This window comes from Gillisella vitis, assembly GCF_021559775.1.
Lineage (GTDB): Bacteria > Pseudomonadota > Alphaproteobacteria > Rhizobiales > Rhizobiaceae > Allorhizobium > Allorhizobium ampelinum.
Genome location: NZ_CP056050.1, coordinates 272724 through 295380, shown reverse-complemented (window position 1 = coordinate 295380; position 22657 = coordinate 272724). Strand labels below are relative to the sequence as shown.

Here is a 22657-nt window from a genome sequence, read left to right as displayed (position 1 = left end):
GCTCACCTCAACGGATCATTGCCAGGAAAGTCGATGCGCTCCCAATGGGTGCCGTCATAGCGCAGCAAGTCCTTGCGGCCCATGACCCACAGCACGCCGTCGACCGCTTCGACGGCGGAGACATCCTCGATGTCGGGCGTAAGGCCAGAGCGCACCTGTTCGACATGGTGGCCGTCGAACACGAACAGACCGCGAGGATCGGCATAGCTGGAGAGATAGAGACGTCCGTTGAACATGGTCATGCCGTTGAAGCTTGGCCAACCATCGATGCCACGAAGCGCGTCGAGATCACGGAACCCTGTCTTGTGATTGCCGACGAGGAAGTTCCCATCACGGCCAGCGACCCAGACGCGGTCCTCATTTTCCACCAGGATGGAGAGGAGGCCACGATCCGCCTCGGTTGGGATTTCAGCGATTTTCTCTCCGTCAAACCAATAAACGGTTTCTTTTTCTCCGGTGAAGTAGATGCTGTCTTCGGAGAGGCCGGAAAGGTCCCATAACGTTTTTGGCGAATTTTCTTTTCTTAGCTTTTTAATTTTCTCGAAGTTTTCGGGGGTTCTATTTGCTTTCTGATCCAACAGAGCGTCCAGTTTGCTCAATTCCGACGTGGGATCCATGATCGCATCCGGTCCATCATAGAACTCCACATCCAAGGCGTCCCATTGTCCATCCGATGAGCGTCGATAGGTTTGGCCGCCGTCACCACAAACATAAAGGTGATCGCCGATCTGCCTGATCTTGACCAGATAACCAAACCTATGTTTTGTGCGAGGAGCCTTGGAAAGATCCAAGATTGTCTCACGATCCTTCGTGTGGAAATTGACCACTGTGCCAGTCTCACCCAGCACATAGAGGACACGGTGCGGACTGCCTGGCTCGCGATATAGCGTCAAACTCGCCAGCGCGAAATCGAATGACTCATAAGACCACTCTCCCGCATTGTACTGGCAGATAGCCATGAACGGCGTAGCCAGTTCCTGATCGTCGGGCATGGTGCCGAGATAGACGATGTCCCTGTTGACCGCGCAAAGACGCGTGAAACTGGCCTTTTTCATAAGCTCACCTGAGCGGATCATTGCCAGGGAAATCGATACGCTCCCAGTGCGTACCGTCATAGCGCAGCAAGTCCTTGCGGCCCATGACCCATAGCACGCCGTCGACCGCATCGACGGCGGAGACATCCTCGATGTCGGGCGTAAGACCGGAGCGCACTTGTTCGACATGGTGGCCATCGAACACGAACAGCCCGCGAGGATCGGCATAGCTGGAGAGATAGAGGCGCCCGTTGAACATGGTCATGCCGTTGAAGCTTGGCCAACCATCAATTCCCCGCAGCGCGTCGAGATCACGAAACCCTGTCTTGTGATTGCCGACGAGGAAGTTCCCATCACGGCCGGCGACCCAGACGCGGTCCTCATTTTCCACGAAGATGGAGAGGAGGCCACGATCCGCCTCGGTCGGGATTTCGGTGATTTTCTCTCCGTCAAACCAGTAGACCTTTTTCTTTTCCCCTGCAAAGTAGATGCTGTCTTCGGAGAGGCCGGATAGGTTCCAAAGGATATTAGACTGATTTTTCTCCCTAAGTTCCTTTGATTTTGCATAGTTTTCATCAGTTTGATTTTCCGGTAAAGCCATCAAACTGCTAAGCAAACTCAACTCTGATTTTCGATCCATAATTGCATCGGGCCCGTCAAATAAATCCAAGTCCAATGCCTGCCATTGCCCTTCCGAGGAGCGTCGATAGGTTTGTCCACCGCCACCACAAACATAAAGGTGATCGCCGATTTGTTTGATCGCCTGCAGATAGCCGAGCCTATGTTTTGTGCGAGGAGCCTTGGGAAGATCCAAGATTGTCTCACGGTCCTTCGTGTGGAAATTGACGACTGTGCCAGTTTCACCCAACACATAGAGGACGCGGTGAGGACTGTCTGGCTCGCGATAAAGCGTCAAACTTGCCAGCGCGAAATCGAATGTCTCATAAGACCACTCTCCCGCATTGTACTGGCAGATAGCCGTGAACGGCGTAGCCAGTTCCTGATCGTCGGGCATGGTGCCAAGATAGACGATGTCCCTGTTGACCGCGCAAAGACGCGTAAAGCTAACTTGTTTTTTTGACATATCGCCTCTTAGTGAAGTGTTGCGCGAGCACCGGTTGACAGAAGATTATAAGGTTCCGTTCCTTTCGCAGGCGGCATGATGGTCGTTCGCCCGAGAATATTTGAACGTAAGGACGGTTGAGCATTGAGTGCGGTGTCAATTTCCCGTTCACATTCACCTTCGGTTGCAGAAACAGCCGCATCTCTTGAAATCCTCCTAATGCTCTCCATATCCGCCGTTCCCTGTGGGGTACTCCATCCTGAACCAAGTTTTGCAACCTCTTCATCCGCCTGATGCGCCAGTCCATGTTCACTCCCCGCGTCGGCCTTATATCCCTTCAAACAGATCGCAGGTCCCTGTCCGAACGTTGGCAGTCCAGGAATTCGTTTCTGCCCTTTCTCGGCCTCTGCACGATTACCGTAACGCAGCGTATAATCCGGCACGATATGGTGCGCCTGATAATCAGAACCACATTCGACACCGCAGACATTCTTGATATCATCATAGGCGCCCGTGACGCACCGGCACTCCCTTTTGCGCTTCTGTTGCCCCGTGATCTTGGTATTTCCATCCGTCCGCCCATTGGCCGGCGCCGTCGTTTGCTTCTCCTCAAGTTCCTGCTTCTTTTCAGGTTCGGTCGGGGCCGTGTTGGTTGGGACACCATTATCGATAGGAGTATTCGTGTGAGTCGGTTGCGTTTTTAGAAAGCCATGACTCAACCAGTCCGTCGGCTCATTGACGTTCTGCTTCAGATAATAGTCAGCCGCCCCCATCAGCTCCATAGCGCCTGCACCGCTCGGATTGATCGATCGGATGTTTTTGAGCCCGTTGATGATGGTCCACCATCGCGATCCATCCGACGCTGTCTGCTTCGTATCGGTCGGCTGGGTTTGGGCGGGTTTTGTAAATTGTCCGGTCGTATCGTTGAAGGCGTATTCCTTGCCAGGTTCGAAGGTCATGGGCGTCGCATCGCTCATGACCAGACCTTCCTGGCTCCGGCTAGCGGACGGTTGTTCTAAAGGAGGCGTTGGCTTAAAATCCTTCGACCCCGTGTACCAAACCAGTTTACCGACGGTATTCTTGTTGTTCATATACCATTCGTCGGTGTCGCGGGTGGCCCATTGGCCCTCGATACGGACATTGCGCGAATGAGTTTTGCGATGGCACACAGAGCCAACAGTATTCGATTTGACGCCAAGACCCACGCCCGGCTCGTCGCCGAAGCATTTCGTGACAACCGAATTTTGCTTGTGGGCGCGCTGCCCAGTCATATGCACTGTCGCGGCCGTGCCGGCTGCGTCGGATTGGTAGGCTATAATATTGTATGGCACGCAGGCATGCGGCGAGCGGCAAACATCAGGATATTTCGAGATGATCAGACCCAATCGCGTCTCGCGGCTTGCCTCTTGCGATGGATAGCTCATGCCAGCACCTCCGTCAGTCCATGCAGGCTGGCGCGTGGCAGGCTGGCCGCTTCCTGATCCGCAAACGGCCTGTCTGACAGGTTGATACATAGAAAATTCGGGCAGATCGGCAGCCAGGCGCGCCAGGTCAAATCGACGTTCCGGGCGCCATTGCGAAAGTCGATATGCACGCCGTCGAGGTTGAGCTGCACCACAACCTCGCGGCCGTCGCGCCACCGATAGCTCGCAACAGGGCGCAGCGCAGGGAGCGCGAACTTGAACGTCCCGCCGCCAGGCGTCAGCCTCGCCATCTCCACCATCTCGTCGCCCGCCAGAAAACCTGGATAGATCATCGACGGATGGGCCGAGTGATAAAACCGATAGTCGAAATCGACGGGAAGCTGAGGATGACGATGCGCCTGCCAAGTGTCGTCATAGGTGCCAGCATATCTCTGGCGAAAATACCAGAATGGCGCCACCGGTCCGAGGCCTAGCGGCTTGCGTGCAAAAAACGGATCGGAATAGTCTTCTTCGGCGTCATCGATGCGTGGTGCTGGCACTGATGCGGATGACAACGCCTGTTCGGGCGTCGGCCTCGATACGCCTATCGGATTGCCGGGAACGCTGGGCGAGCCCAGTCCTTCGATGTGGCCATCGCCGGCTGCCAATCGATAATCAATCGGAACCTCGGTCGCCTCCTGCGGATCTGACAAGCGCCATTTGCCTGCGGTGCAGACCCAGGACCGTGCTCCTGTCACCCGAATGGCATGAGAAAGCTGTCCAACCTTGATGGCAACGAGCCAGTCCTGTTTGGCGCGCCCGTCCGGCGCATAGGCTGCACCGAGAAACGTGATGTCGCTTGCCGGTTTGAATGGAATGAGATCAGCAGCTTTGATCAGAGGCGAGGTATGGGGATTGCCGTCATACTCATCCACCAGCACGATATCCTGCCGATCACTGAGCTGAAGAGAGCCGTCCGCGTTGACCTGATAACGTCCTCGCACCGCGATCACGCCCATATCCTCGCCGTCGCGATGGGCTTGCTCGAAGCCGATGGCAGCAAGGCGCGTGAGATTTTTTCCCAGCATGCACGCGCCCTCAGTTCAGATCGATGACTTCGCCGTTGATCTGGACATGTCCCGATGCGGCGAAATTGAACTTCGTGCCGACGATCGTGACATTGCCAGCCTTGTCCATCATCAGCTTGGATTCGCCACATTTGATGATGAATTCCTCGCCAGCGTTGATGGTCATGGTGTGACCGACGGTGGTGTTCTTGTAGAGACCGATCTGTTCGGTTCGGGCAATTCCAATGGTGTCGGAGCGAAATTTTTCGATCACCGTGTTGACGATGCCGCTGATCGGCAGAATTTTGCCCAACAGTCCGCCAAGGGTCGATCCCGTCGATGCCTGCTCCGTGCCGGCCGCCGTTCTGAAATTGCCGGCATTGGTGACATCCGCATTCGCCGATAAAGACGCAACCTCCGCCGTTACTCCCGCCGAAGCCATGGCCCCGGCGAATTCCTGCAACAGACCGTGACCGATAGCAGACGAACCGTTCTTGCTGTCTATGCCACCGGCCGCCGCGATACTGGCAAGGGACGCCAACAGAGAAGAGCTTGCACCTCCGCCAACGGTGACATTTTTAGAACCGCCTATTTTTTCCTGATGATTCTGACCGACATCAATCGATTTATTCTGCCCGATACTTTCGACCTGATGAGCATCAACCCGTTTGACGCGATTATTCAACACTTTAATGGTCTGATCCTTCTGGGCATGGAAGAACATATTCTCCTTGCCGTTCTCGTCCTCGAAGGTCATCTCGTTGAAGCCGCTGCCCTTGTGGGTGTTGGAGCGCAGCACCATGCGGGTCTTGTTCGCGGGCAGCTCATAAGGCACCGGGTTTTTCGGGTTCGGCACCACGCCAATCACCAATGGCCGATCCGGATCGCCATCCACGAACGACACCATCACTTCCATGCCAATCCGCGGAATAACCTGCGCACCCCAGGTGCCACCGCCCCAGGCCTGGGCGACACGCACCCAGCAGGTATCACTGCCGTCCTTCTGGGCTTTTCTATCCCAGGGGAACCATAATTTTAGTCGTCCGTATTGATCCGTGTGGATCTCCTCGCCCGATGGTCCGGCGACAATCGCCACCTGTGTCCCCTCGATGCGCGGACGCCTGGTCTCCCGGTGCGGCGTTAGCGGCACGCGTGACGGGATCGCCTCGAACGCGTTGGCATATTCCATCTCATTGCTGGCCGTCTCATAGGAGCGGTCCACCACCCGATGCATGATGCGGGTAATCACATGCTCTTCGTATTTATGCTCCGGATGCGGTTCCTCATAGGGCGTGAACCGGCGACCGGCTTCCAGAAAGCGCACATTGGACTGGCCCGTCACCCTCTCATGATCAGCCTCCACGGCCTGCATCCGAAAGGTTTCGGCCACTTCGGCTTCTTTGACATCGGAGATGCTGGCAGGATATTCGTAAAGCTCGCGTTTGGCGGCCCCCGGCATCTGGATCAGAGATGGCGTGACATTCAGCGGCACAGTGCTCGGCGTCTCAAAATTCCAGTCCGCACCGGCGCGCTGGCCGGGGATGTAGGAGAACTGTCGCATCCATTCGTTGATGTGGTTGCGATCTGATGAGCCTTGGGCAAGACGTACATTCTGTTCGCCTTCTGCCGCAGCCGATGGCGAGCCCCAGGCCACCTTACTGTCGCTGACCTTCAGGCGGTGAACGCCGGTCTCATGTTCAAACCAGTAGAATAACCCTTCTTGCTCGAACCGCCGCAGCAGATAATCAAGATCGGTCTCGTTCCATTGCGTTGAATATTCCCGCGACGGCGGCGTTCTATGCAGAGGAGCATATGCGGGGGCCGGAATGCCATGCTCGGAAAACAGGGTTTCCATCACCTGGATCGCCGTCATATTCTGCCAGATCCGGCAATCGGATCGGCGCGACAGCAGCCACAGTTGCGGACGGATGGTCAGGGTATAGGAGCGAAGTCCGCGCGTCACTGGCGGTCCTTCGGACAGGTTTGTCACCAGCCCGTTGAACGGCCGGCGCACGCCATCCCCGTCCAGTTCACCCTGGCGGATTTCCAGGGAGATATCGACCAGCTTGCCGATCAGTTCTTCAGGCTTGACTGCCTCGCGTTTGGCCCGAACTGACACAGTGATTTCGAACAGGCGATTGACGCCTTCATCCACCGTCATCCGCTCAGGCAGCAACTGGTCTTCACCCAGGGGCGATGATAATTTTAGCACACGGCTGGCCTGGATGAAATCGGCGGGTGATAGAACGTCGTCCATGGAAGCCCCCAAATGTCGTTTTCAAAATCAACAGATCGTATTGCTGGCCACGCAATGGCTATTCTAATATTCACTCACGAAGTGTCGCAATCACGACATCGAACTTGGAACCTAGATCACCCTACCAAAAGGTCAAGGTCTCGGTTGTAGATTTTTGTCTGGTTGTGTTTTTGCAGCAATTCGCTTTAAACCGTCGCTTTTTGTTGAGCAACAGGCCAAAACCCAAGCATCCTGACTCATCAGTGCCATCAAAAGCTGCACACCCCTGCCGGAGTAGGTTCGAGGATCAATGAGCATGATACTCGAAATCAATCATGTGCATTCATCGCAACGAATGTGATTTCATTCTCATTTATTGCGCGCCACTACAATAAGAGGCAGCTATTCAGTGCGATTGACCTCGGAATAACCCCGTCGTTTCTTTGCGCGCTCGAGGTGGGAAACGGCCAAATTCGCATCTTCCTGGCGATCGAAGGTTTCAATCATTGTCTGGCCGCCTGAGCCGATCCGGCCCCAGTTGCGAATGACTGATGCGCCACCAAACAGTGTTGGCTGGATTGCAAGCAAGTAGAAACGTCGCATGTTCTGCTTCGTGTCAATACGGTGAAGATGAACCAGGTCTTTCACGTCTTTTTCCATGACCGCATTGTTGTTTCCTCTTGGAGCTGCGTCCAACGACTTTTCAGAATCGATACGGCTTGATTGATTCGAAGCCGTGATGAACCGCCGCTGTTGGACAATACCGAAATGGGCGAGGTGATGTTGCCCCATTCGGGTTGCAGCGCGATCCCGCGGGCAAATTCGCAATGACGGCCAATGTGCTCTTTTGTGGGTGCAAGATCATCCATCGAAGATGGCACCAAACGCGCGGTGTCCCGGAATCTCTTGATAAGATGCACGGTCGCAGATGCCATGAGGATCTTCGATATGTCGTGTTGAGGCTTGACGTTCTCTATCGATGATGAGAACATAAAGTGAACATTGATCGGAGACCACCATGAACACAGCCGACATTGCAATTCAAAACGCCAGGCAGGAAATATCCAAGATACGAGCTGCCCGTGAGGTCCACATGGCTCAACGCTTGGAAATGCAACGCAAGGCAGAGGCCATGATACGTCGTCCTCCGACATATATGGTAAGGAAATACGGTGGCCAGCAACTCACTCTCAACATCGGGGCGGGCCATGCAAACAAAACCAATTGAACCCCAGGTTCATGATGAGGCGGCTCACCTCATCGCTTGGCACGATGGAGACGCGACGGCCGCCATCCGGACTTTACTCAAAGATTGTCGCCATCTTCATGAACAGTTGCGGCTGGCGGCGGTTGCAATGGGCTGCGGATATACACGAGGCTGGATGCCAACAGCCGAGCCGAAACACCTCGACGTCGAAGCGGCCTCGACTGGTTGCAAAGAAACGTAGCCGCGCCCAATGTGGACAAAACGGATAGGTATGGATCGCCCTGTTGACAGGAGCGTACCACGTCAGTCTTCATCCGACTTCGTCACTTTGGGTGCGGTAATGGCCGTTGTTGTCGTATGGGGGTGGTGGAACCTATTCTCTCCAACGCAGGCTTTCATGTCTTCACGTCGAAACCAGATGGCGCGCCCGCAGCGTAGCGGCGCATTGCCAGCAGTAAAGACGATTTGCTCGTCGCTGCGCATGCGCAGCAGCTCATGCGGCAGGATCAGTGGCCGGCGGCTGAGCTGTTTTGATCGCGACCGTGACGATCCCTTCATGCCGGAAGAGCGATTGGTTTGGTCGACCTCAACCGTGGTGTCACCACAACGTTTCGAGATATAATCTGCGGTATCAGGATCGTTGATCGCCGCAAATGATATCCAGGATGCGGACTCGAACCATTTGGACGTCGCGTCCCGACCCCCATAAGCCTCGCGCATCTGGCCCAGCGACTGGAAGATCAGCGTCAGCGTGATGCCGTATTTGCGCCCGGCATCGCGTGCGGTTTCTAGGATACGCAGGTATCCGAGCCGGGCGACCTCATCGAGCAGGAAGAGCGTGCGTCCCTTCACATCACCGTTGCGATTGTAAATGGCGTTGAGCAGCGCGCCGATGACGACTCGTGCCAGGCCTGGATGGGCTTCCAGCACCTTCAAATCGAGTGCAATGAAGATATCCGTTCCACCGTTGGCTAGATCGTCGGTCGAAAAACTGTCACCAGATACGAGGCCAGCATAGTGCGGATAGGACAGCCAGTGTGTCTCCTTCACCGCGTTCGCGTAGACACCGGAAAACGTCTCCGGCGTCATGTTGACGAAGACAGCGACGTTCTCTTTCACGAAGTCGGATTCCGACTGTTCATAAATCTCGGTCAAACGTCCCCGCAGCTTGGGCTCCGGTTCGGAGAGATTGGCCCGGACACGGCGTAGTGTCTGGTTCTTCGCGTCGGTGTGGCCGGACAGACAAACGTCGGCGATGAGTGCGGTCAAAAGCTGCATGGCCGAGGCGCGAAAGAAGTCGTCGCGGACGGATGCGGTGCGCGCATTGTCGGTCATGATCCAGGTGGCCACGGCGACAATATCTTCTTCCTTCGTATTGCCGTGACGGCCGATCCAGTCGAGCGCGTTGAAGCCCACTCCCTGAAGGGTGGGATCCAGCACAATCACCTTCCGGCCAGCCTTGCGCCTGTGATCAACGACCATCGGTGCAACCTCGCTTGACGGATCAAGCACAACCAGCCCGCCACCCCATTTGAGCGCTGTTGGGATCGTCACCGACGTCGTCTTGAAACCGCCGGAGCCTGCAAAAACGATGCCGTGCGAGGAGCCAAACGACCCATCGAAGCAGAGCAGCTGCGACTTGCCGCCCGCACCCCAGCTCTGTGGCTCATCGGCCCGAAAAGGCATGGTGGCCACGCTGTCCTTGTCGACTCTATATCGCTCGCCAATAACGATGCCGCCGGGTTCGGGAAAGAGCTTTGCCGCCTCCTGCAACTTCATCCAGTCGGCTTCGCCATGCACCGCTCGCTTTCCGCCGATCCGCTTAGGTCCGGTTTGAGCAAAAGCGGCATTTCCCTTGATCGTAACGCGCAACGCAAACATTGCGCTGATGAAGGCGACGCCCGCACCGACCGCTGTCGCTGGATCGGCATAGGTGAGAACCGATTGCCCTGCCGGTACGCTGCTAGCGATGCCGGTCAGGCGGATCGTCTCGCGTATCATCGCGATAACGATCGCCGCACTGTTTGCGGCAAGGACGCTCACACCCACCGTCTTGATGTCGGCTGATCCATTTGCCGCAAACAATGCAATGGCACCAATTGCGGCGACGGCGATGTAGGGGAGGGCAAGGCCAGTTCGTCCTAGCATCAGCTTCGCCTGGGTCGAGGAGCCGAACTCCGCCAGCCGATGTTCCATTCCGGATGTCATTACCAACGCGGCAAGCATGATTGCCGCCAGCAGAACGAACAGCAAAAGCCTATTCGCTGTCATTGCCAAACGCCTCCACGCCGATGGACGTCAGGCGCGATCGCTCCGTCTCATTGTCCTTGATCCTTTTGCTCGCATCGATCAGAAGACCGAGCAGCAGCGCCCGCTTCTCATAGCGCAAGCCCGCTTTGACGATCAGGCCACCGAACTCGATCTTTTCGCGCGTGTCCTTTTTGCGCGCTTCTGTCGTCATCCCCTTCGCCATCCGATCAAGCCTCACCAGTGCTGCTCGCATCCGTGCCAGACGCGACCGAGGGGTGTGTGTTGTGACTTGGCTTTTCACCACGCCCATTTTCTTTTCCGGTCGCAGGTCCTTTGCCTCCGCGAAACCGTCGTGCAATTTCCTCGAAAGCCGCCTGAAGCTCTGCCTCGTCAATCTCGATCTCCCCAATCCCGGCCTTCAGCGCGATCCGGCCGATGCGTTCGGCCTCGCGTGTTTCGGCTGCTCTCAGCTGGTCCTGCAATCTGGCGATTTCTTCCCTGATCTTCGACGATGGCTTTTTCATTCCGGTTGCTCTCCCTGGCGTTGCTGTTGCGACGCCAACTTTCTCCCGGATGCGCGACAAACGGAATCTGCAGATCTGCAGATCGCCAAGGGCGATGCTTTCGTGAATGATCCCGCCGTTCCGTAGGAATGGCTCCAAGGGCGCAATTATACGTCGCTGATGCGACGTGGTTGCTTTCCGCCCTGGCGGGGCCGTAGTGGGCTCGTCGCCCCCGACGAACGAGATTCGAACCGGGAGTGTTTTACGCGGTGGCCATCGCCCATTTCTCAGCCAGCATCATCAGCCGCGGCGACGGCCGCAGTGCCGTGCTGTCTGCGGCCTACCGGCATTGCGCGAAAATGGAATATGAGCGAGAGGCGCGCACGATCGATTACACACGCAAACAGGGCCTGCTGCATCAGGAATTTGTTCTGCCAGCCGATGCCCCGAATTGGGTCCGCTCCCTTATCGCCGATCGCTCTGTATCGGGAGCGGTCGAAGCCTTCTGGAACAAGGTCGAGGCCTTCGAGAAGCGCTCCGATGCCCAGCTCGCGCGAGACCTGACAATCGCACTTCCGCTGGAGCTGACGGCCGAGCAGAACATCGCACTGGTACGCGACTTCGTGGAAAAGCACATCCTTGCCAAGGGCATGGTGGCCGATTGGGTCTATCATGACAATCCTGGAAATCCGCACATCCACCTGATGACGACATTGCGGCCGCTCTCCGAAGATGGGTTTGGGGCAAAGAAGGTTGCAGTCATTGGTGAGGATGGCCAGCCTGTCCGCACGAAATCTGGTAAGATCGTCTACGAACTCTGGGCCGGTTCGACCGAAGATTTCAACGCCCTGCGTGATGGTTGGTTTGAGCGGCTCAACCATCACCTGGCGCTCAGGGGTTTCGATCTTCGTGTCGATGGCCGCTCCTATGAGAAGCAGGGTATCGATCTGGAGCCGACCATTCATCTCGGCGTTGGCACCAAAGCGATCGAGCGTAAAGCCAAGAGTAAGGCTTTGCGTCCAGAACTCGAGCGGATCGAGCTTAATGAGCAGCTTCGCCGCGATAACGCCCGCCGTATTCTTCGTAAACCGGGCATCGTGCTCGATATGATCACGCGGGAAAGGAGTGTTTTCGATGAACGCGATGTCGCCAAGGTTCTGCATCGCTATGTCGATGACCCGGCTGTTTTCCAGCAACTGATGTTACGCATCATCCAGAACCCGGAAGTCTTGCGTTTGCAGCGTGACACGATCGAGTTCGCGACCGGAGAAAAGGTGCCAGCCCGTTATTCGACCCGGGCGATGATCCGGCTGGAAGCGACGATGGTGCGGCAGGCGTTATGGCTGTCGAACCGGTACGGTCATGATGTCTCCGATGCTGCTCTGAACGCAACGTTCCGGCGGCATGAGCGTCTGTCGGACGAGCAGAAAACCGCAATCGAGCTGATCGCCAGACCCTCCCGGATCGCGGCCGTGGTTGGACGCGCCGGCGCTGGCAAGACCACGATGATGAAGGCTGCCCGCGAGGCGTGGGAACTGGCCGGATACCGTGTCGTCGGCGGTGCGCTTGCCGGCAAGGCGGCGGAGGGTCTGGAGAAGGAAGCCGGGATCCAGAGCCGGACGCTCGCGTCATGGGAACTGCGCTGGAACCGTGGTCGTGACGTTCTCGATGACAGAACCGTCTTCGTCATGGACGAAGCAGGTATGGTCGCCTCAAAACAGATGGCCGGCTTTGTCGATGCCGTCGTCAGGGCAGGCGCCAAGATCGTTCTGGTCGGCGATCCCGAACAGCTCCAGCCGATCGAGGCGGGGGCTGCCTTCCGCGCCCTCGTCGACCGCATAGGTTATGCCGAACTCGAGACAATCTATCGCCAGCGCGAGGACTGGATGCGCAAGGCGTCCCTCGATCTGGCCCGGGGCAATGTGGAAAAGGCGCTGACCGCCTATGATGCCAATGTCAGGATCACGGGAACGCGCCTCAAGGCCGAGGCGGTCGAGCGTCTGATCGGTGACTGGAACCACGATTACGATCAGACGAAGACAACGTTGATCCTCGCGCATCTGCGCCGTGACGTGCGCATGCTCAACGTCATGGCCCGCGAAAAACTCGTTGAACGCGGCATTGTCGGCGAGGGCCATGTCTTCAAAACGGCTGACGGTGTCAGGCAGTTCGACGTGGGCGACCAGATCGTATTCCTGAAGAATGAGACCTCGCTTGGCGTCAAGAACGGCATGATCGCTCAGGTCATTGAGGCCGCACCGAACAGGATCGTTGCTATCATCGGAGAAGGTGATGAGCGCCGGCAGGTCATCGTCGAGCAACGCTTCTACAGCAATCTCGATCATGGTTACGCCACGACGATCCATAAATCGCAAGGCGCGACCGTCGACCGCGTGAAGGTGTTGGCAAGCCTTTCCCTCGACCGGCATCTGACCTATGTGGCGATGACCCGCCATCGCGAGGATTTGCAGCTTTACTACGGACGCCGGTCCTTCGCCTTCAACGGCGGCCTGGCCAAGGTACTCTCCCGCAAGAATGCCAAGGAGACCACGCTCGATTACGAGCGCGGAAAGCTTTACCGCGAGGCGCTGCGGTTTGCGGAAAGCCGCGGGCTCAACATCGTCCAGGTGGCCCGCACACTTGTCCGCGACCAACTCGACTGGACGCTGCGCCAGAAGACGAAACTAGTCGATCTTGGCCAGCGCCTTGCAAGCTTTGCAGAGCGTCTCGGTCTGCACCATCCCCCGAAAACCCAAACAATCAAGGAGGCCGCGCCCATGGTCGCAGGCATCAAGACATTTTCCGGTTCCGTTGCCGATACGGTGGAGCATAAGCTCGACACTGATCCAGCCCTCAGACAACAATGGGAGGAGGTCTCGACCCGCTTTTCTTACGTCTTTGCCGATCCCGAGACCGCCTTCCGGGCGATGAACTTCGATGCGGTTCTGGCGGATAAGGAAACGGCCAAATTGGCGCTTCAGACGCTGACGACCGCCCCGGTGTCGATCGGACCGCTCAGGGGTAAGACCGGCATTCTCGCCAGTAAGGCCGACCGCGAGCACCGTCGCGTCGCAGAACTGAACGTCCCCGCCCTGAAGCGCGATCTTGAGCACTATCTGAGGATGCGCGAGACTGCCGTGCAGCGGCTGAAGGCTGACGAGCAGGTATTGCGCCAGCGCATATCGATCGACATTCCAGCGTTGTCGCCGGCGGCACATGTGGTGCTGGAGCGCGTGCGCTATGCGATTGACCGTAACGACCTGCCAGCAGCCATGGCAAATGCGCTCAGCAATCGTGAAACCAAGCTGGAAATCGACGGGTTCAACCAGGCCGTCACCCAGCGATTCGGGGAACGCACGCTGCTGACAAATGCCGCGCGCGAACCGTCCGGCAAGATTTTCGACACGCTCTCAAACGGAATGGAGCCAGAGCAGAAGGAGCGTCTGAAGCAAGCCTGGCCGGTGATGCGCGCAGCCCAACAGCTTGCGGCCCACGAACGCACCGTCCAGTCGCTGAAGCAGTCGGAGGAATTGCGTCTCATCCAGAGCCAGACCTCGGTGCTCAAGCAATGACACGGCGGCAGCTACTCTTGTCTCTGGCGGGTGTCGGCGTGGTCATCTCCAGTCTTGTCGCGACCGGGTGGATTGGCGGCTATCGGCTGAACCTGACGCCAAGCGAGCCGCTCGGGCTGTGGCGTATCGAGGCGCTTTATAGCGACGTCGCGGTCGGAGATCTCGTGTTCATCTGCCCTCCGCCCACGCCGCAGTTCGAGGAGGCATGGCACCGTGGTTATCTCCGGCGCGGACTGTGTGCCAGCGGCTTTGCACCGCTCATCAAGACTGTTGCAGCACTCCCCGGCCAGCACGTCGCCATTGGCGAAACGATCGAAGTCGATGGCGTGCCGCTCGGCGCATCCCGCCTCCGAAAAAGTGATGGGCAACGGCGGGCGATCGTCCCGTATTCCGGTGGTGTCGTGCCGCGAGGATACCTGTTTTTCCACTCATCCTTTGAGAGCTCCTATGACTCACGATATTTTGGACCGATCCCCGATAGCGGGCTCCTCGGGCTTGCCAAGCCGATCCTCACGTTTGATCCCTGACAGCTGGCGCGGACCGGTCCTGGTCGGGCTGTCGATCGTGGCTGGGACGGTCGGCTGGAGTGGAAACATCATGACCTTGCCGGTCGTGATGCTGTTCCCGCTACTCTGGGCGCAATCGCCGTCACGTTTGGTCGCTGCTGCCGTCTCAGCTGGTTACTTCCTCGCCGCTTCCCGCGGCTTGCCCCAGGGCGTCGCCAATTTCTACGCCGCTGATCTTTGGCCCGGCCTGCTACTTTGGGCGGTTGCCTCGCTTGCTTTCGTTGTCGTGCATGCCGTCCTCTGGGCAAAGCAAACAGAAAGGTTACGGGCGGTACGTTATGTGGTGGCCATGGTGCTGATGGCTCTGCCGCCATTTGGAATCATTGGCTGGGCGCATCCATTGACCGCGGCCGGCATCCTGTTTCCAGGATGGGGATGGTTTGGTCTCTGCGCAACCGCGATCCTGTTGGTCGTCATGACCGGTCGAAGGTGGAAAATCGGGGTCGCTGCCCTGGTGGGACTATACGCCTGGTCCGCCACGAACTGGACGCAGCTCAAGGTACCAGACAGATGGAAAGGGGTCGATCTCGCGCTCGGGCAAAAACTCGGTCGTGACAGCTCGCTCACCTACCAACGCAGTCTGATCGTAACCGCACGTGCGATGGCGGGCGAGAAGGCTCGTTTCGTCGTTTTGCCGGAGAGTGCGCTCGGCTTTTGGACGCCGACCGTGGCGCGTCTTTGGCAGGATGGCTTGCAGGGATCCAGCGTCACCGTGATCGCCGGTGCAGCGGTCATCGATGCGGCCGGTTATGACAACGTCATGGTGGCTATCTCTGCCAGCGACGCCCGTGTTCTCTATCGAGAGCGCATGCCGGTCCCGGTCTCCATGTGGCAGCCGTGGCTCCATTGGACAGGGCAGGGTGGCGGGGCTCGCGCTGACCTTTTACGAAATCCGACCGTCGATATCGACGGCCAGAAGATCGCGCCTTTGATCTGCTATGAGCAGCTTATCCTTTGGCCGGTCCTGCAATCGATGATCCTCTCCCCTGCCGTCATTGTCGCCACGGGCAATGGATGGTGGACTGTCGGCACCTCGATCGTTGCCATCCAGAAGGCGAGCGTGACTGCCTGGGGCAGGCTGTTCGGCGTGCCCGTCATCGTGGCGTTCAACACATAGGATATTTCCCGATGGTCGATGCTGCCCTTATCCAGCAATGCGCCGATCCTGCTCTAAAACCCGCAATCGTCGAGCAGTTCATCGAACGGGCAGGGTCTCAGGATCCACTCGCTGTGACGGTCCGCTCTGGGAGCCGAGTCATTCTGGTACCTAAGCCCGCGACACCGGATGATGCCCTGGCGTTGATCCGTAACAACCTCGGTCGAAACACCGTGCGGGTTGGGATCACTCAATATCCCGCTGGCCTCGGCATCCTGGAGGCCGGGCAACTGAAGCCCGACCTCGTCGATGCATGTACGAACATCCGCATGGGCACGGCGCTGTTTGCCAAGGTCTACCGGATCGTCACCAAATGGTATGGCAATCCAACCAACAAAGATGTGCTGCCAGAGGTACTCGACGATGCCATCATGGCTTGGCAGACGGGTTATTTCGAGGGGGTGGCGGTGTTTCGGGCAGAGGATCCCGTGGACGGGAAGATTGATGAGCTCGAGCAAGACGGAAAAGGTTCCACCCGTAGAGAGGATGAGAATGAAATCAACCATACGACAGCACCGGCTGGCAATGATACAGACGACCCAAACAGCGCAGGCATTCGGATTGACCTTTCAGGTATTGGTGCTCGTTCGCAATACAACGGCTTAGCAGGCGATCCCAATTAGGCTTGACGGCGCCGATCTTCCAAAATGTTCTCGGCAACGTCTCCCCAGCGAGCGAAAATGCCAAGGATAGATACCTCTTCATCCTTGACAATAAGGGGTATGCTGATGCGACTTCATACTGAAGGGCGACCGGAAGAGCGCTGCTGAACATCGCAAGTTGCAAAACGCCACCATCTACGCTGATAGGCTTGCTCGGCGGCATCCGAAACATATTAATCAATTGAAATCAGTTTTCAGATGAGTTTTGCACGGATGGCCAATGCGACGAGATGAGACATGGTGTGGATCTCAAGGCGCTTCCTGGCTTCTTCGAGTTTGCTTTTTACGGAGTTGTATTTGACCCCTTCGAGATCGGCCACTTCCTCCATGGTTTTGCCGACGGCGATCCATCTGAGATAGGTGGCTTCCTTGGGGTCGAGCCAGGCAGGGTGCTGCGCGCTGGGGGTGACTGGCAAGAGCGATAGGCGAGCATGCAGTTGTCCGACAGCTGCCGAGGCCGCCACTGTGTCGATATCGCCTTGGAGGTCGACCGCCGTTTTCTCTGACGCCAGGGTGAAGATTGAAATCGACCCATTGGCGGCTTTCACCGGAATGGTGATGCCAGAGCGGATGCCGAAGTCGGCAGCCTGAGCATAGAAAGCACGCTCGGCTTTGGAAAGATGGATACCGCCTTGTTCACCGCTCCAGACGAAGGCCTTTTTTAAAGATTTCGCACGTTTCACCACCGGATCAACGGTGATAAATTTTCGCTTGAAATAGATCGATCGCCATTCTGGATGATAGTTGGAGATCGCCAATGTATGGCCCGGTTGGATATGAAGATAGGCATAACCGCCGAAACCAGCTTGGCCAGCAAGATGCCCAAGGGCTTGTCTAAAAGTGCTCTCGTCACCTTGTATTGCACTGAGATCGGTTAGCCGGTCCAGCCAATGCTGCATCTGCTACTCCATATTCAATTGTGGGCTGAAATAAGTCACGCCCGCCGTCGATGATCAGGATCGACTTGGAAAAGGCGGATCTAAAATTAAATTTTGCGGAAATAAGTCGAGACTTTGGGCTCTCTATTATGGCTATCATATTGAGCGGCAGGATATACCTGGGATAGGCCTTGGTCTCCCGATAGCATGGGTGTTCGGTCTTTATGGGCTTTGGGTTGCGCCAACGCATCGAGCCAAGTCGGTAAACGGGACCGGCTGGTAGATATATTCCGTGGGAATTGCGGGCTCGGGCATGAAACCCAGATAACGCGACAGATTGTCCGCACTATTGCTGGCGGCAAGACCGTAGAAGTTTCCGCAGCTCCAGGTAACGATACAGTGCTGGAAATGGGCGTATACGGCGCGTGCCATCTCCGCCAGGGTGACCTCGTTGCCATGCATGGCTGTCAGTACAGTCTCGGCTTTTCGGGCGATTTCTTCAGCACCAAAATAATGTGCTTTGAAACCAAAATCCTTCTGCGCTTCGCGTGCTTTGTAGTCATTCTGATCGGCTGTGCGAAATTTTTCCAGAAAAAGAAGGATACCATCGGACTTGAGATGGTGGGCAACGAATTCAACCTGTTTGGCCCGGTTGGGTGAGTACATCTGAAACGTGGTGTCCTCGAGGATGAAGTCGAATCCGTCTGAGAATTCTTCGAGATGGCGCTCAGACCTAAGATAGTCTTTCGAAAGACGATGGAACGGGCCAAGGAAGAAACTGGCATGCGGCGGATCGCCAAACGCCATGAAGCATTTGTAATTATCTTCGTTGGGACTGCAGGAGAGCGATCGGATCTTTCCGCAACTGAGTTCCGATAATGTCCGTGCCATCGTGCCTTCCGCTGTTCCCAGGCTGTAGAACGAGACGTTTCTCGGGCTCGACTGGCTATAGCGAAGCATTGCATAGGCGATCCGGCATTCCTCTTCCAGCCGGTAAGGAATGCTGCCGTGGTAGTGTTTGTCGAAAAATCCCTGCCGGCGGGAATGAAGCTCGACGAGCCGGTAAAGCAGCGGGTCGGTCGGCAGAAGACGCATATCGGCAACGGGGCGTCGAACAGGCATGCCTCTGCTACCGGATGCGGTTTCGTCAAAGAACCCGGCCAACCGGTTCAATCGTGGACCTTGATCACATTCTTGAAGGAAACTACTGAAATCCTGCATTTCTAAACCTTTAACAAATAGGGGATCAACGCGACGAAACCCAAAAGATCTGGAAAGAGATAAATGCCGGAGGGTGACTGAATATGGGCGGCGTCAACTTGTCCTAAGTCGGTATTTCACGCTGTGCTTTCATCGGCATGCCGTTTTGTCATGAAAGTGCCACGATCGGACCAGCGTGGATCCGCGGCGGTTGTTCAGGAGGCCTGAATCGACCTATAAAAGTGATGATTGGCGGTTTTTCATGTGGGAGGATTGCCCTGTTTGATGAAGACCTGTGATTTTCGCCCAGATGAGGCCCGTCGTTGCGACCACCGAAAGCTGGTTCATCAGTATGTCGATTGGGGCATCGTTCGCGCCGACCTTGTCAGAAGAACGGGCTTCAAGCGGCAGGAAACGAAAGTTGCACTGAAGCATCACTGCTTGCTGATCAACCTGCACGGCGAGGCGCGCATCGGCGAGGATTTTGTCGAGGGGCGCCCGGTCGCCTTCACACCGCGCCGGCCAGGATCGGTGATTTTCATTCCGGCTCATCACGAATGGAGAGGCTGGGACGAGGGCGACGCGGCTGGATCCTACTTGTTCGTTTCCATCAACACTGGTTTTATTGAGCAGACAGTCGGCTCGCATTGGATCCCTGGATTAAAACCTGCGATCGGCTTTCGCGACAACACTGTCGAAGCCTGCCTGCACCGGATCTCAGCGGAGCTGAAAAACCCGGATCCGATCAGCCTCGTGATGGTCGAGAGCCAGATCATCCAGCTTTTTGTGCAGATCCTGCGGATAAATGGTGCGGGATTGAAGCCCACCAAGGGCGGACTGTCTTCCTTTGATCTGAAGCGCGTTCTGGCATTTATCGAGGAACGGCTTACAAAGCCCCCCACCCTTCTGGAAATGGCAACAGTGGCAGGCGTCAGCCGGCGCCACTTCTTTCGCGCCTTCAAACAGTCGACCGGGAAAACACCGCATAGTTATCTGGCGGAATATAGACTGAAACAGGCCCTTGCACTGTTGAACGGCACTGAACTCTCAGCCACAGAGATTGCTTTGGAATGCGGTTTCGCAAGTTCGAGCCACTTCACCTATGCCTTCCGGCGCACCTTCGGCGTCAGTCCGCTGGAATATCGTCGCGGATGGCGCAGTTGAAGCCTTTCCGCTTGTTTATGGCACGATCATGATATCTAGGCACGATTATGAAAGCGTGCGACATGTTAGCCCTCCATCATGGCCTTTGACCATCGATGAAGGTGCCCGATGTTTCGACGATGCCTTGCAGCAGACACGGGACGGGCGTCTCAAATCTTTTTTCTCGTCGCAATTTTCTTTATGTCCTTCGGCCGCAACAGCTATAATTTCGCGTGCTCGTGGCTTCTCGTTGCCTCGGGTCACGGCACGACATCCGTTGCGGTGTTTTTTGCTGTCTCCAGCTTGACAGAGCTGGTGACAAGTCCGATCGCCGGATGGCTGTCCGACCGATATGATCGCCGCAACCTGTCAACGATCGCCGACATCACCCGACTGTTTGCTGCACTGCTGATTGCAGCCATGATTATGGTCGCTGATCTGCCTTGGATGCTGTGGTTGTCGACCATTGTGTTCTCGGGCTGCGACAGGCTGTCCCTCACGGCGACACAGTCTATGATTCCATCGTTGAGAGCCGACCGATCGCTGGCAAGAATCAATTCGATTGTGTTCGTCATCCTGCAGATTGGAAGCCTCGCTTCCGCAGCCATCATCGGTTTCCTGCTGCAGGCGTGTTCCCCTCGGACCACATTGTTCGCCATTGCTGGATGCTTTTGCATTTCGGCTGCCTGCGGTGGCCTGGTGCACAATGAAAGGCGAACTCTGTGGCGAGAGGTCGTATCGAGAGACATATCATTGGTGCTAAATGACGCCTTGCGGCGGCTTGCCGTCATCTATGCCCTTTTGAACGCCGGCGGTATTTTGGTGAGCGTGGTTGGGCCCAGTTTTGTGTGGGAGGAACATCTGCGAGGTGCCATGGATTTTGGGCATCTGGAAAGTGCATGGTCAGCCGGTTCTATCCTCGGGGTTCTCATGCTGATCCCGGTGATGCGGTTCATCAAGCTCTCGAGCCTGCATCTGATCGTCCTTGTCGTCATGGCCAGCCTGTTTGCAGCCACGGCCTACGTTGCTTTTTCCTGGAACCTGCTCGTCTTCGCCATGCTGGGGGCCTTCTATAATCTTGGCAGGGTGTCCGTCGAGGTAGCGCTGCAGGCTTGCGTTGCGCAAGACGAGCTCGGCCGGGCCAAAGGCACCATCCATTCCATCGCCGTTGCCGTGAGCCTGCTTCTGGTTGCGATAGTCTCTCTGACATCGGATGATCTCGAACCCTCAACCATGTTTTTGATGTTTTCAGGCCTTGTCGCATTGAGCGTGAGCGCTCTGGCAAGCCTGCCGGTTCAGCGCAAAAGCCACTGATGCGAAGTTCCGATGTGTTTTTCGCCAGCGCAGACTGGCGAAGCGCTGTCATCTCATTTATCTTGTGACGTGAGGCAGTACGTGCTGCCTTGGGGCGTGGAAACCCCTCCGTGCGACTGATGCTGGTCGATTCAGCATCGAACTCTCTGACCTTTCGGGTCGGGGAGCCTGTGGCGTATGTCCAGATTCCCCGGAACTAAAGGCCACAGGGCTGTCACGGACAGTTTCCAACTCCCCGATCATTCGGAGGTTAAGTGAGTCTATCGCGGGGACGGACCGCGACAAACTCTCTTGATGGGGAGCAACCGATGGGACACCAAGCCGTTCAGCATTATGATACGCACCATTCAGAAGTGGTTGCCTATGATCGCCAGAAGTCCGCATCCCATCCATCATCTCCGCATTATGTGAATGTGGTACGCGCCTGGGCGATATCGTTGCCATTGATGAACGGGGCCGAGGCGCATGATGGCGTCTGATTTGCACCCGACCTTGAAACGCGGACCCTGCCGTACCTTATCCCATCAGTCGAAATCCTGGCACCATATGCGCGCCGATCTGGTGCGCAGGACGGGCCTTGACCGGGAAGAGACAGCGTTTATCGCTGACCGGCATCTTGTTCTTCTCAATCTTCAGGGACATTCGGAGCGGGGCGAGCATTTTCTGGACAACCGCAGAACTGATTTCGTGCGCAGAAAACCGGGCGCAATCCTCTTCGTTCCAGCTGGCAGTATCTGGCGGGGCTGGGAAACGGGGGCGTCCAATGCCGCCTATCTGTCTCTCGGCGTCGATCCCGCAAAGCTCACGGATCTGTTTGCACCTGCGCAATCACGCACCGTGTCCTGCCTTTCCTTTTCGCCCGATCTTGGCTTTGAAGATCCCATTGTCACGAATGCAATGCGCGGGATCGGCTCGGAAATTCGGGAGAAGGGTCCACTAAGCAATCTTCTCGTCGAAAGCTATGTGGCGACGATCTTCACGCAATTGATGCGAAGGCAAAGCAGTCTACCCACGCGGCGCCAGGGCGGGCTTTCATCTGCCACCCTCAACCGTGTGGCCCAGAAGATCGACGATGAGTTGGACGATGGCCTTTCTCTCCAGCAGTTGGCGGATCTGGCCGGGCTCAGCATTCCCCATCTTTGCCGGGCCTTCAAGCAGACCTTCGGCTTGCCACCATATCGCTACATCATTCAGCGCAGAATAGAGCGTGCGAAACAATACTTGCGCGAGACAGCTCTTTCGATCACCGAGATTGCCCTGTCCTGCGGTTTCTCGAGTGCAAGCCATTTTGCCAATGTCTTCAGAAAAGAAGTCGGAACTACGCCGCTCGACTATCGAGCCGCATGGTCCGACAGGGCGTTCGGGTAATTTCGTGATCAGATCCCGTTGCCAGATCAATTTCC

General features: G+C 56.6%; 22 protein-coding genes. 10 read left to right on the top strand and 12 right to left on the bottom strand.

Going from position 1 to position 22657, the window contains the following annotated elements:
- Window positions 1-2: 2 nt before the first annotated feature.
- The 7 genes from AVCG78_RS25585 to AVCG78_RS25555 all read right to left on the bottom strand — a co-directional run bounded on the left by AVCG78_RS25585 (window position 3) and on the right by AVCG78_RS25555 (window position 7738).
- Window positions 3-1055: a hypothetical protein gene (locus tag AVCG78_RS25585; protein WP_081355457.1), complete on the bottom strand. Its 1053-nt coding sequence runs from the start codon at window positions 1053-1055 to the stop codon at window positions 3-5.
- A gap of 4 nt (window positions 1056-1059) precedes the next feature.
- Complete coding sequence (locus tag AVCG78_RS25580) at window positions 1060-2118, bottom strand: hypothetical protein (RefSeq protein ID WP_071205431.1); 1059 nt, start codon at window positions 2116-2118, stop codon at window positions 1060-1062.
- An 8-nt stretch (window positions 2119-2126) separates the two neighbouring features.
- Window positions 2127-3521 (bottom strand): DUF4150 domain-containing protein, encoded by a 1395-nt coding sequence (locus AVCG78_RS25575; protein WP_071205430.1) that lies wholly within the window; start codon window positions 3519-3521, stop codon window positions 2127-2129.
- A complete protein-coding gene (locus AVCG78_RS25570) occupies window positions 3518-4588 on the bottom strand; it encodes a DUF2169 family type VI secretion system accessory protein (protein WP_071205429.1) in 1071 nt (356 codons plus the stop codon). The genes AVCG78_RS25575 and AVCG78_RS25570 overlap by 4 nt, the downstream gene beginning before the upstream one ends.
- 10 nt (window positions 4589-4598) lie before the next feature.
- On the bottom strand, window positions 4599-6824 hold the full coding sequence (tssI, locus tag AVCG78_RS25565; RefSeq protein WP_071205428.1) for a type VI secretion system tip protein TssI/VgrG: 2226 nt from the start codon (window positions 6822-6824) through the stop codon (window positions 4599-4601).
- Between the two features lie 381 nt (window positions 6825-7205).
- Window positions 7206-7463 (bottom strand): WGR domain-containing protein, encoded by a 258-nt coding sequence (locus AVCG78_RS25560; RefSeq protein WP_071205427.1) that lies wholly within the window; start codon window positions 7461-7463, stop codon window positions 7206-7208.
- Window positions 7448-7738, bottom strand: coding sequence for a hypothetical protein (locus AVCG78_RS25555; protein WP_071205426.1), 291 nt, complete (start codon window positions 7736-7738; stop codon window positions 7448-7450). Before AVCG78_RS25555 ends, AVCG78_RS25560 begins: the two co-directional genes overlap by 16 nt.
- An 83-nt stretch (window positions 7739-7821) precedes the next feature.
- Between AVCG78_RS25555 and AVCG78_RS25550 the strand changes: the two genes are divergently transcribed.
- Window positions 7822-8031 (top strand): hypothetical protein, encoded by a 210-nt coding sequence (locus AVCG78_RS25550; RefSeq protein ID WP_071205425.1) that lies wholly within the window; start codon window positions 7822-7824, stop codon window positions 8029-8031.
- Between the two features lie 282 nt (window positions 8032-8313).
- Here the strand turns inward: AVCG78_RS25550 and traG are convergent, their stop codons facing one another.
- Genes traG through traC form a run of 3 tightly spaced genes read right to left on the bottom strand, consistent with a single transcriptional unit; the run spans window position 8314 to window position 10784 of the window.
- The gene (gene traG / locus AVCG78_RS25540) at window positions 8314-10281 is read right to left on the bottom strand and encodes a Ti-type conjugative transfer system protein TraG (RefSeq protein WP_071585024.1); all 1968 of its coding nucleotides are present in this window, start codon (window positions 10279-10281) and stop codon (window positions 8314-8316) included.
- On the bottom strand, window positions 10268-10483 hold the full coding sequence (traD, locus tag AVCG78_RS25535) for a type IV conjugative transfer system coupling protein TraD (RefSeq protein WP_071205423.1): 216 nt from the start codon (window positions 10481-10483) through the stop codon (window positions 10268-10270). Before traD ends, traG begins: the two co-directional genes overlap by 14 nt.
- A gap of 4 nt (window positions 10484-10487) precedes the next feature.
- Window positions 10488-10784, bottom strand: a complete 297-nt coding sequence (traC, locus tag AVCG78_RS25530; protein ID WP_071205422.1) for a conjugal transfer protein TraC — start codon at window positions 10782-10784, stop codon at window positions 10488-10490.
- A 248-nt stretch (window positions 10785-11032) separates the two neighbouring features.
- Between traC and traA the strand changes: the two genes are divergently transcribed.
- The 4 genes from traA to AVCG78_RS25510 are packed head-to-tail and all read left to right on the top strand — an operon-like array spanning window position 11033 to window position 16680.
- Window positions 11033-14335 (top strand): Ti-type conjugative transfer relaxase TraA, encoded by a 3303-nt coding sequence (traA, locus tag AVCG78_RS25525; protein WP_071205421.1) that lies wholly within the window; start codon window positions 11033-11035, stop codon window positions 14333-14335.
- Window positions 14332-14862, top strand: a complete 531-nt coding sequence (gene traF / locus AVCG78_RS25520) for a conjugative transfer signal peptidase TraF (protein ID WP_071205420.1) — start codon at window positions 14332-14334, stop codon at window positions 14860-14862. Before traA ends, traF begins: the two co-directional genes overlap by 4 nt.
- Window positions 14783-16018 (top strand): conjugal transfer protein TraB, encoded by a 1236-nt coding sequence (locus AVCG78_RS25515; RefSeq protein ID WP_234636843.1) that lies wholly within the window; start codon window positions 14783-14785, stop codon window positions 16016-16018. Before traF ends, AVCG78_RS25515 begins: the two co-directional genes overlap by 80 nt.
- An 11-nt stretch (window positions 16019-16029) precedes the next feature.
- Entirely contained in the window at window positions 16030-16680 is a 651-nt protein-coding gene (locus tag AVCG78_RS25510) for a TraH family protein (RefSeq protein WP_071205418.1), read from the top strand.
- Between the two features lie 233 nt (window positions 16681-16913).
- Here AVCG78_RS25510 and traR read toward each other — a convergent pair whose 3' ends face one another.
- Both traR and AVCG78_RS25500 read right to left on the bottom strand, forming a co-directional pair.
- Window positions 16914-17618 (bottom strand): autoinducer-binding transcriptional regulator TraR, encoded by a 705-nt coding sequence (gene traR, locus AVCG78_RS25505; protein ID WP_071205417.1) that lies wholly within the window; start codon window positions 17616-17618, stop codon window positions 16914-16916.
- A 201-nt stretch (window positions 17619-17819) separates the two neighbouring features.
- On the bottom strand, window positions 17820-18557 hold the full coding sequence (locus tag AVCG78_RS25500) for a class I SAM-dependent methyltransferase (protein WP_234891518.1): 738 nt from the start codon (window positions 18555-18557) through the stop codon (window positions 17820-17822).
- 48 nt (window positions 18558-18605) lie between these two features.
- Between AVCG78_RS25500 and AVCG78_RS25495 the strand changes: the two genes are divergently transcribed.
- The 5 genes from AVCG78_RS25495 (at window position 18606) to AVCG78_RS25475 (ending at window position 22622) form a co-directional block, all read left to right on the top strand.
- Complete coding sequence (locus AVCG78_RS25495) at window positions 18606-18824, top strand: hypothetical protein (protein ID WP_234665167.1); 219 nt, start codon at window positions 18606-18608, stop codon at window positions 18822-18824.
- Window positions 18825-19082: 258 nt separating this feature from the next.
- Window positions 19083-19961 (top strand): AraC family transcriptional regulator, encoded by an 879-nt coding sequence (locus AVCG78_RS25490; RefSeq protein WP_071205415.1) that lies wholly within the window; start codon window positions 19083-19085, stop codon window positions 19959-19961.
- Between the two features lie 108 nt (window positions 19962-20069).
- Window positions 20070-21254: an MFS transporter gene (locus tag AVCG78_RS25485; protein WP_081355446.1), complete on the top strand. Its 1185-nt coding sequence runs from the start codon at window positions 20070-20072 to the stop codon at window positions 21252-21254.
- A 308-nt stretch (window positions 21255-21562) separates the two neighbouring features.
- The gene (locus AVCG78_RS25480; protein WP_156556151.1) at window positions 21563-21733 is read left to right on the top strand and encodes a hypothetical protein; all 171 of its coding nucleotides are present in this window, start codon (window positions 21563-21565) and stop codon (window positions 21731-21733) included.
- Complete coding sequence (locus AVCG78_RS25475; protein ID WP_071205413.1) at window positions 21720-22622, top strand: helix-turn-helix transcriptional regulator; 903 nt, start codon at window positions 21720-21722, stop codon at window positions 22620-22622. The genes AVCG78_RS25480 and AVCG78_RS25475 overlap by 14 nt, the downstream gene beginning before the upstream one ends.
- Window positions 22623-22657 lie beyond the last annotated feature (35 nt).

Coding starts and splice junctions, on each gene's coding strand:
- AVCG78_RS25585 (WP_081355457.1), bottom strand. CDS start 1,055: ATGAAAAAGGCCAGTTTCACGCGTCTTTGCGCGGTCAACAGGGACATC.
- AVCG78_RS25580 (WP_071205431.1), bottom strand. CDS start 2,118: ATGTCAAAAAAACAAGTTAGCTTTACGCGTCTTTGCGCGGTCAACAGG.
- AVCG78_RS25575 (WP_071205430.1), bottom strand. CDS start 3,521: ATGAGCTATCCATCGCAAGAGGCAAGCCGCGAGACGCGATTGGGTCTG.
- AVCG78_RS25570 (WP_071205429.1), bottom strand. CDS start 4,588: ATGCTGGGAAAAAATCTCACGCGCCTTGCTGCCATCGGCTTCGAGCAA.
- tssI (WP_071205428.1), bottom strand. CDS start 6,824: ATGGACGACGTTCTATCACCCGCCGATTTCATCCAGGCCAGCCGTGTG.
- AVCG78_RS25560 (WP_071205427.1), bottom strand. CDS start 7,463: ATGGAAAAAGACGTGAAAGACCTGGTTCATCTTCACCGTATTGACACG.
- AVCG78_RS25555 (WP_071205426.1), bottom strand. CDS start 7,738: ATGGCATCTGCGACCGTGCATCTTATCAAGAGATTCCGGGACACCGCG.
- AVCG78_RS25550 (WP_071205425.1), top strand. CDS start 7,822: ATGAACACAGCCGACATTGCAATTCAAAACGCCAGGCAGGAAATATCC.
- traG (WP_071585024.1), bottom strand. CDS start 10,281: ATGACAGCGAATAGGCTTTTGCTGTTCGTTCTGCTGGCGGCAATCATG.
- traD (WP_071205423.1), bottom strand. CDS start 10,483: ATGGCGAAGGGGATGACGACAGAAGCGCGCAAAAAGGACACGCGCGAA.
- traC (WP_071205422.1), bottom strand. CDS start 10,784: ATGAAAAAGCCATCGTCGAAGATCAGGGAAGAAATCGCCAGATTGCAG.
- traF (WP_071205420.1), top strand. CDS start 14,332: ATGACACGGCGGCAGCTACTCTTGTCTCTGGCGGGTGTCGGCGTGGTC.
- AVCG78_RS25515 (WP_234636843.1), top strand. CDS start 14,783: ATGACTCACGATATTTTGGACCGATCCCCGATAGCGGGCTCCTCGGGC.
- AVCG78_RS25510 (WP_071205418.1), top strand. CDS start 16,030: ATGGTCGATGCTGCCCTTATCCAGCAATGCGCCGATCCTGCTCTAAAA.
- traR (WP_071205417.1), bottom strand. CDS start 17,618: ATGCAGCATTGGCTGGACCGGCTAACCGATCTCAGTGCAATACAAGGT.
- AVCG78_RS25500 (WP_234891518.1), bottom strand. CDS start 18,557: ATGCTTCGCTATAGCCAGTCGAGCCCGAGAAACGTCTCGTTCTACAGC.
- AVCG78_RS25490 (WP_071205415.1), top strand. CDS start 19,083: ATGAAGACCTGTGATTTTCGCCCAGATGAGGCCCGTCGTTGCGACCAC.
- AVCG78_RS25485 (WP_081355446.1), top strand. CDS start 20,070: ATGTTTCGACGATGCCTTGCAGCAGACACGGGACGGGCGTCTCAAATC.
- AVCG78_RS25480 (WP_156556151.1), top strand. CDS start 21,563: ATGGGACACCAAGCCGTTCAGCATTATGATACGCACCATTCAGAAGTG.
- AVCG78_RS25475 (WP_071205413.1), top strand. CDS start 21,720: ATGATGGCGTCTGATTTGCACCCGACCTTGAAACGCGGACCCTGCCGT.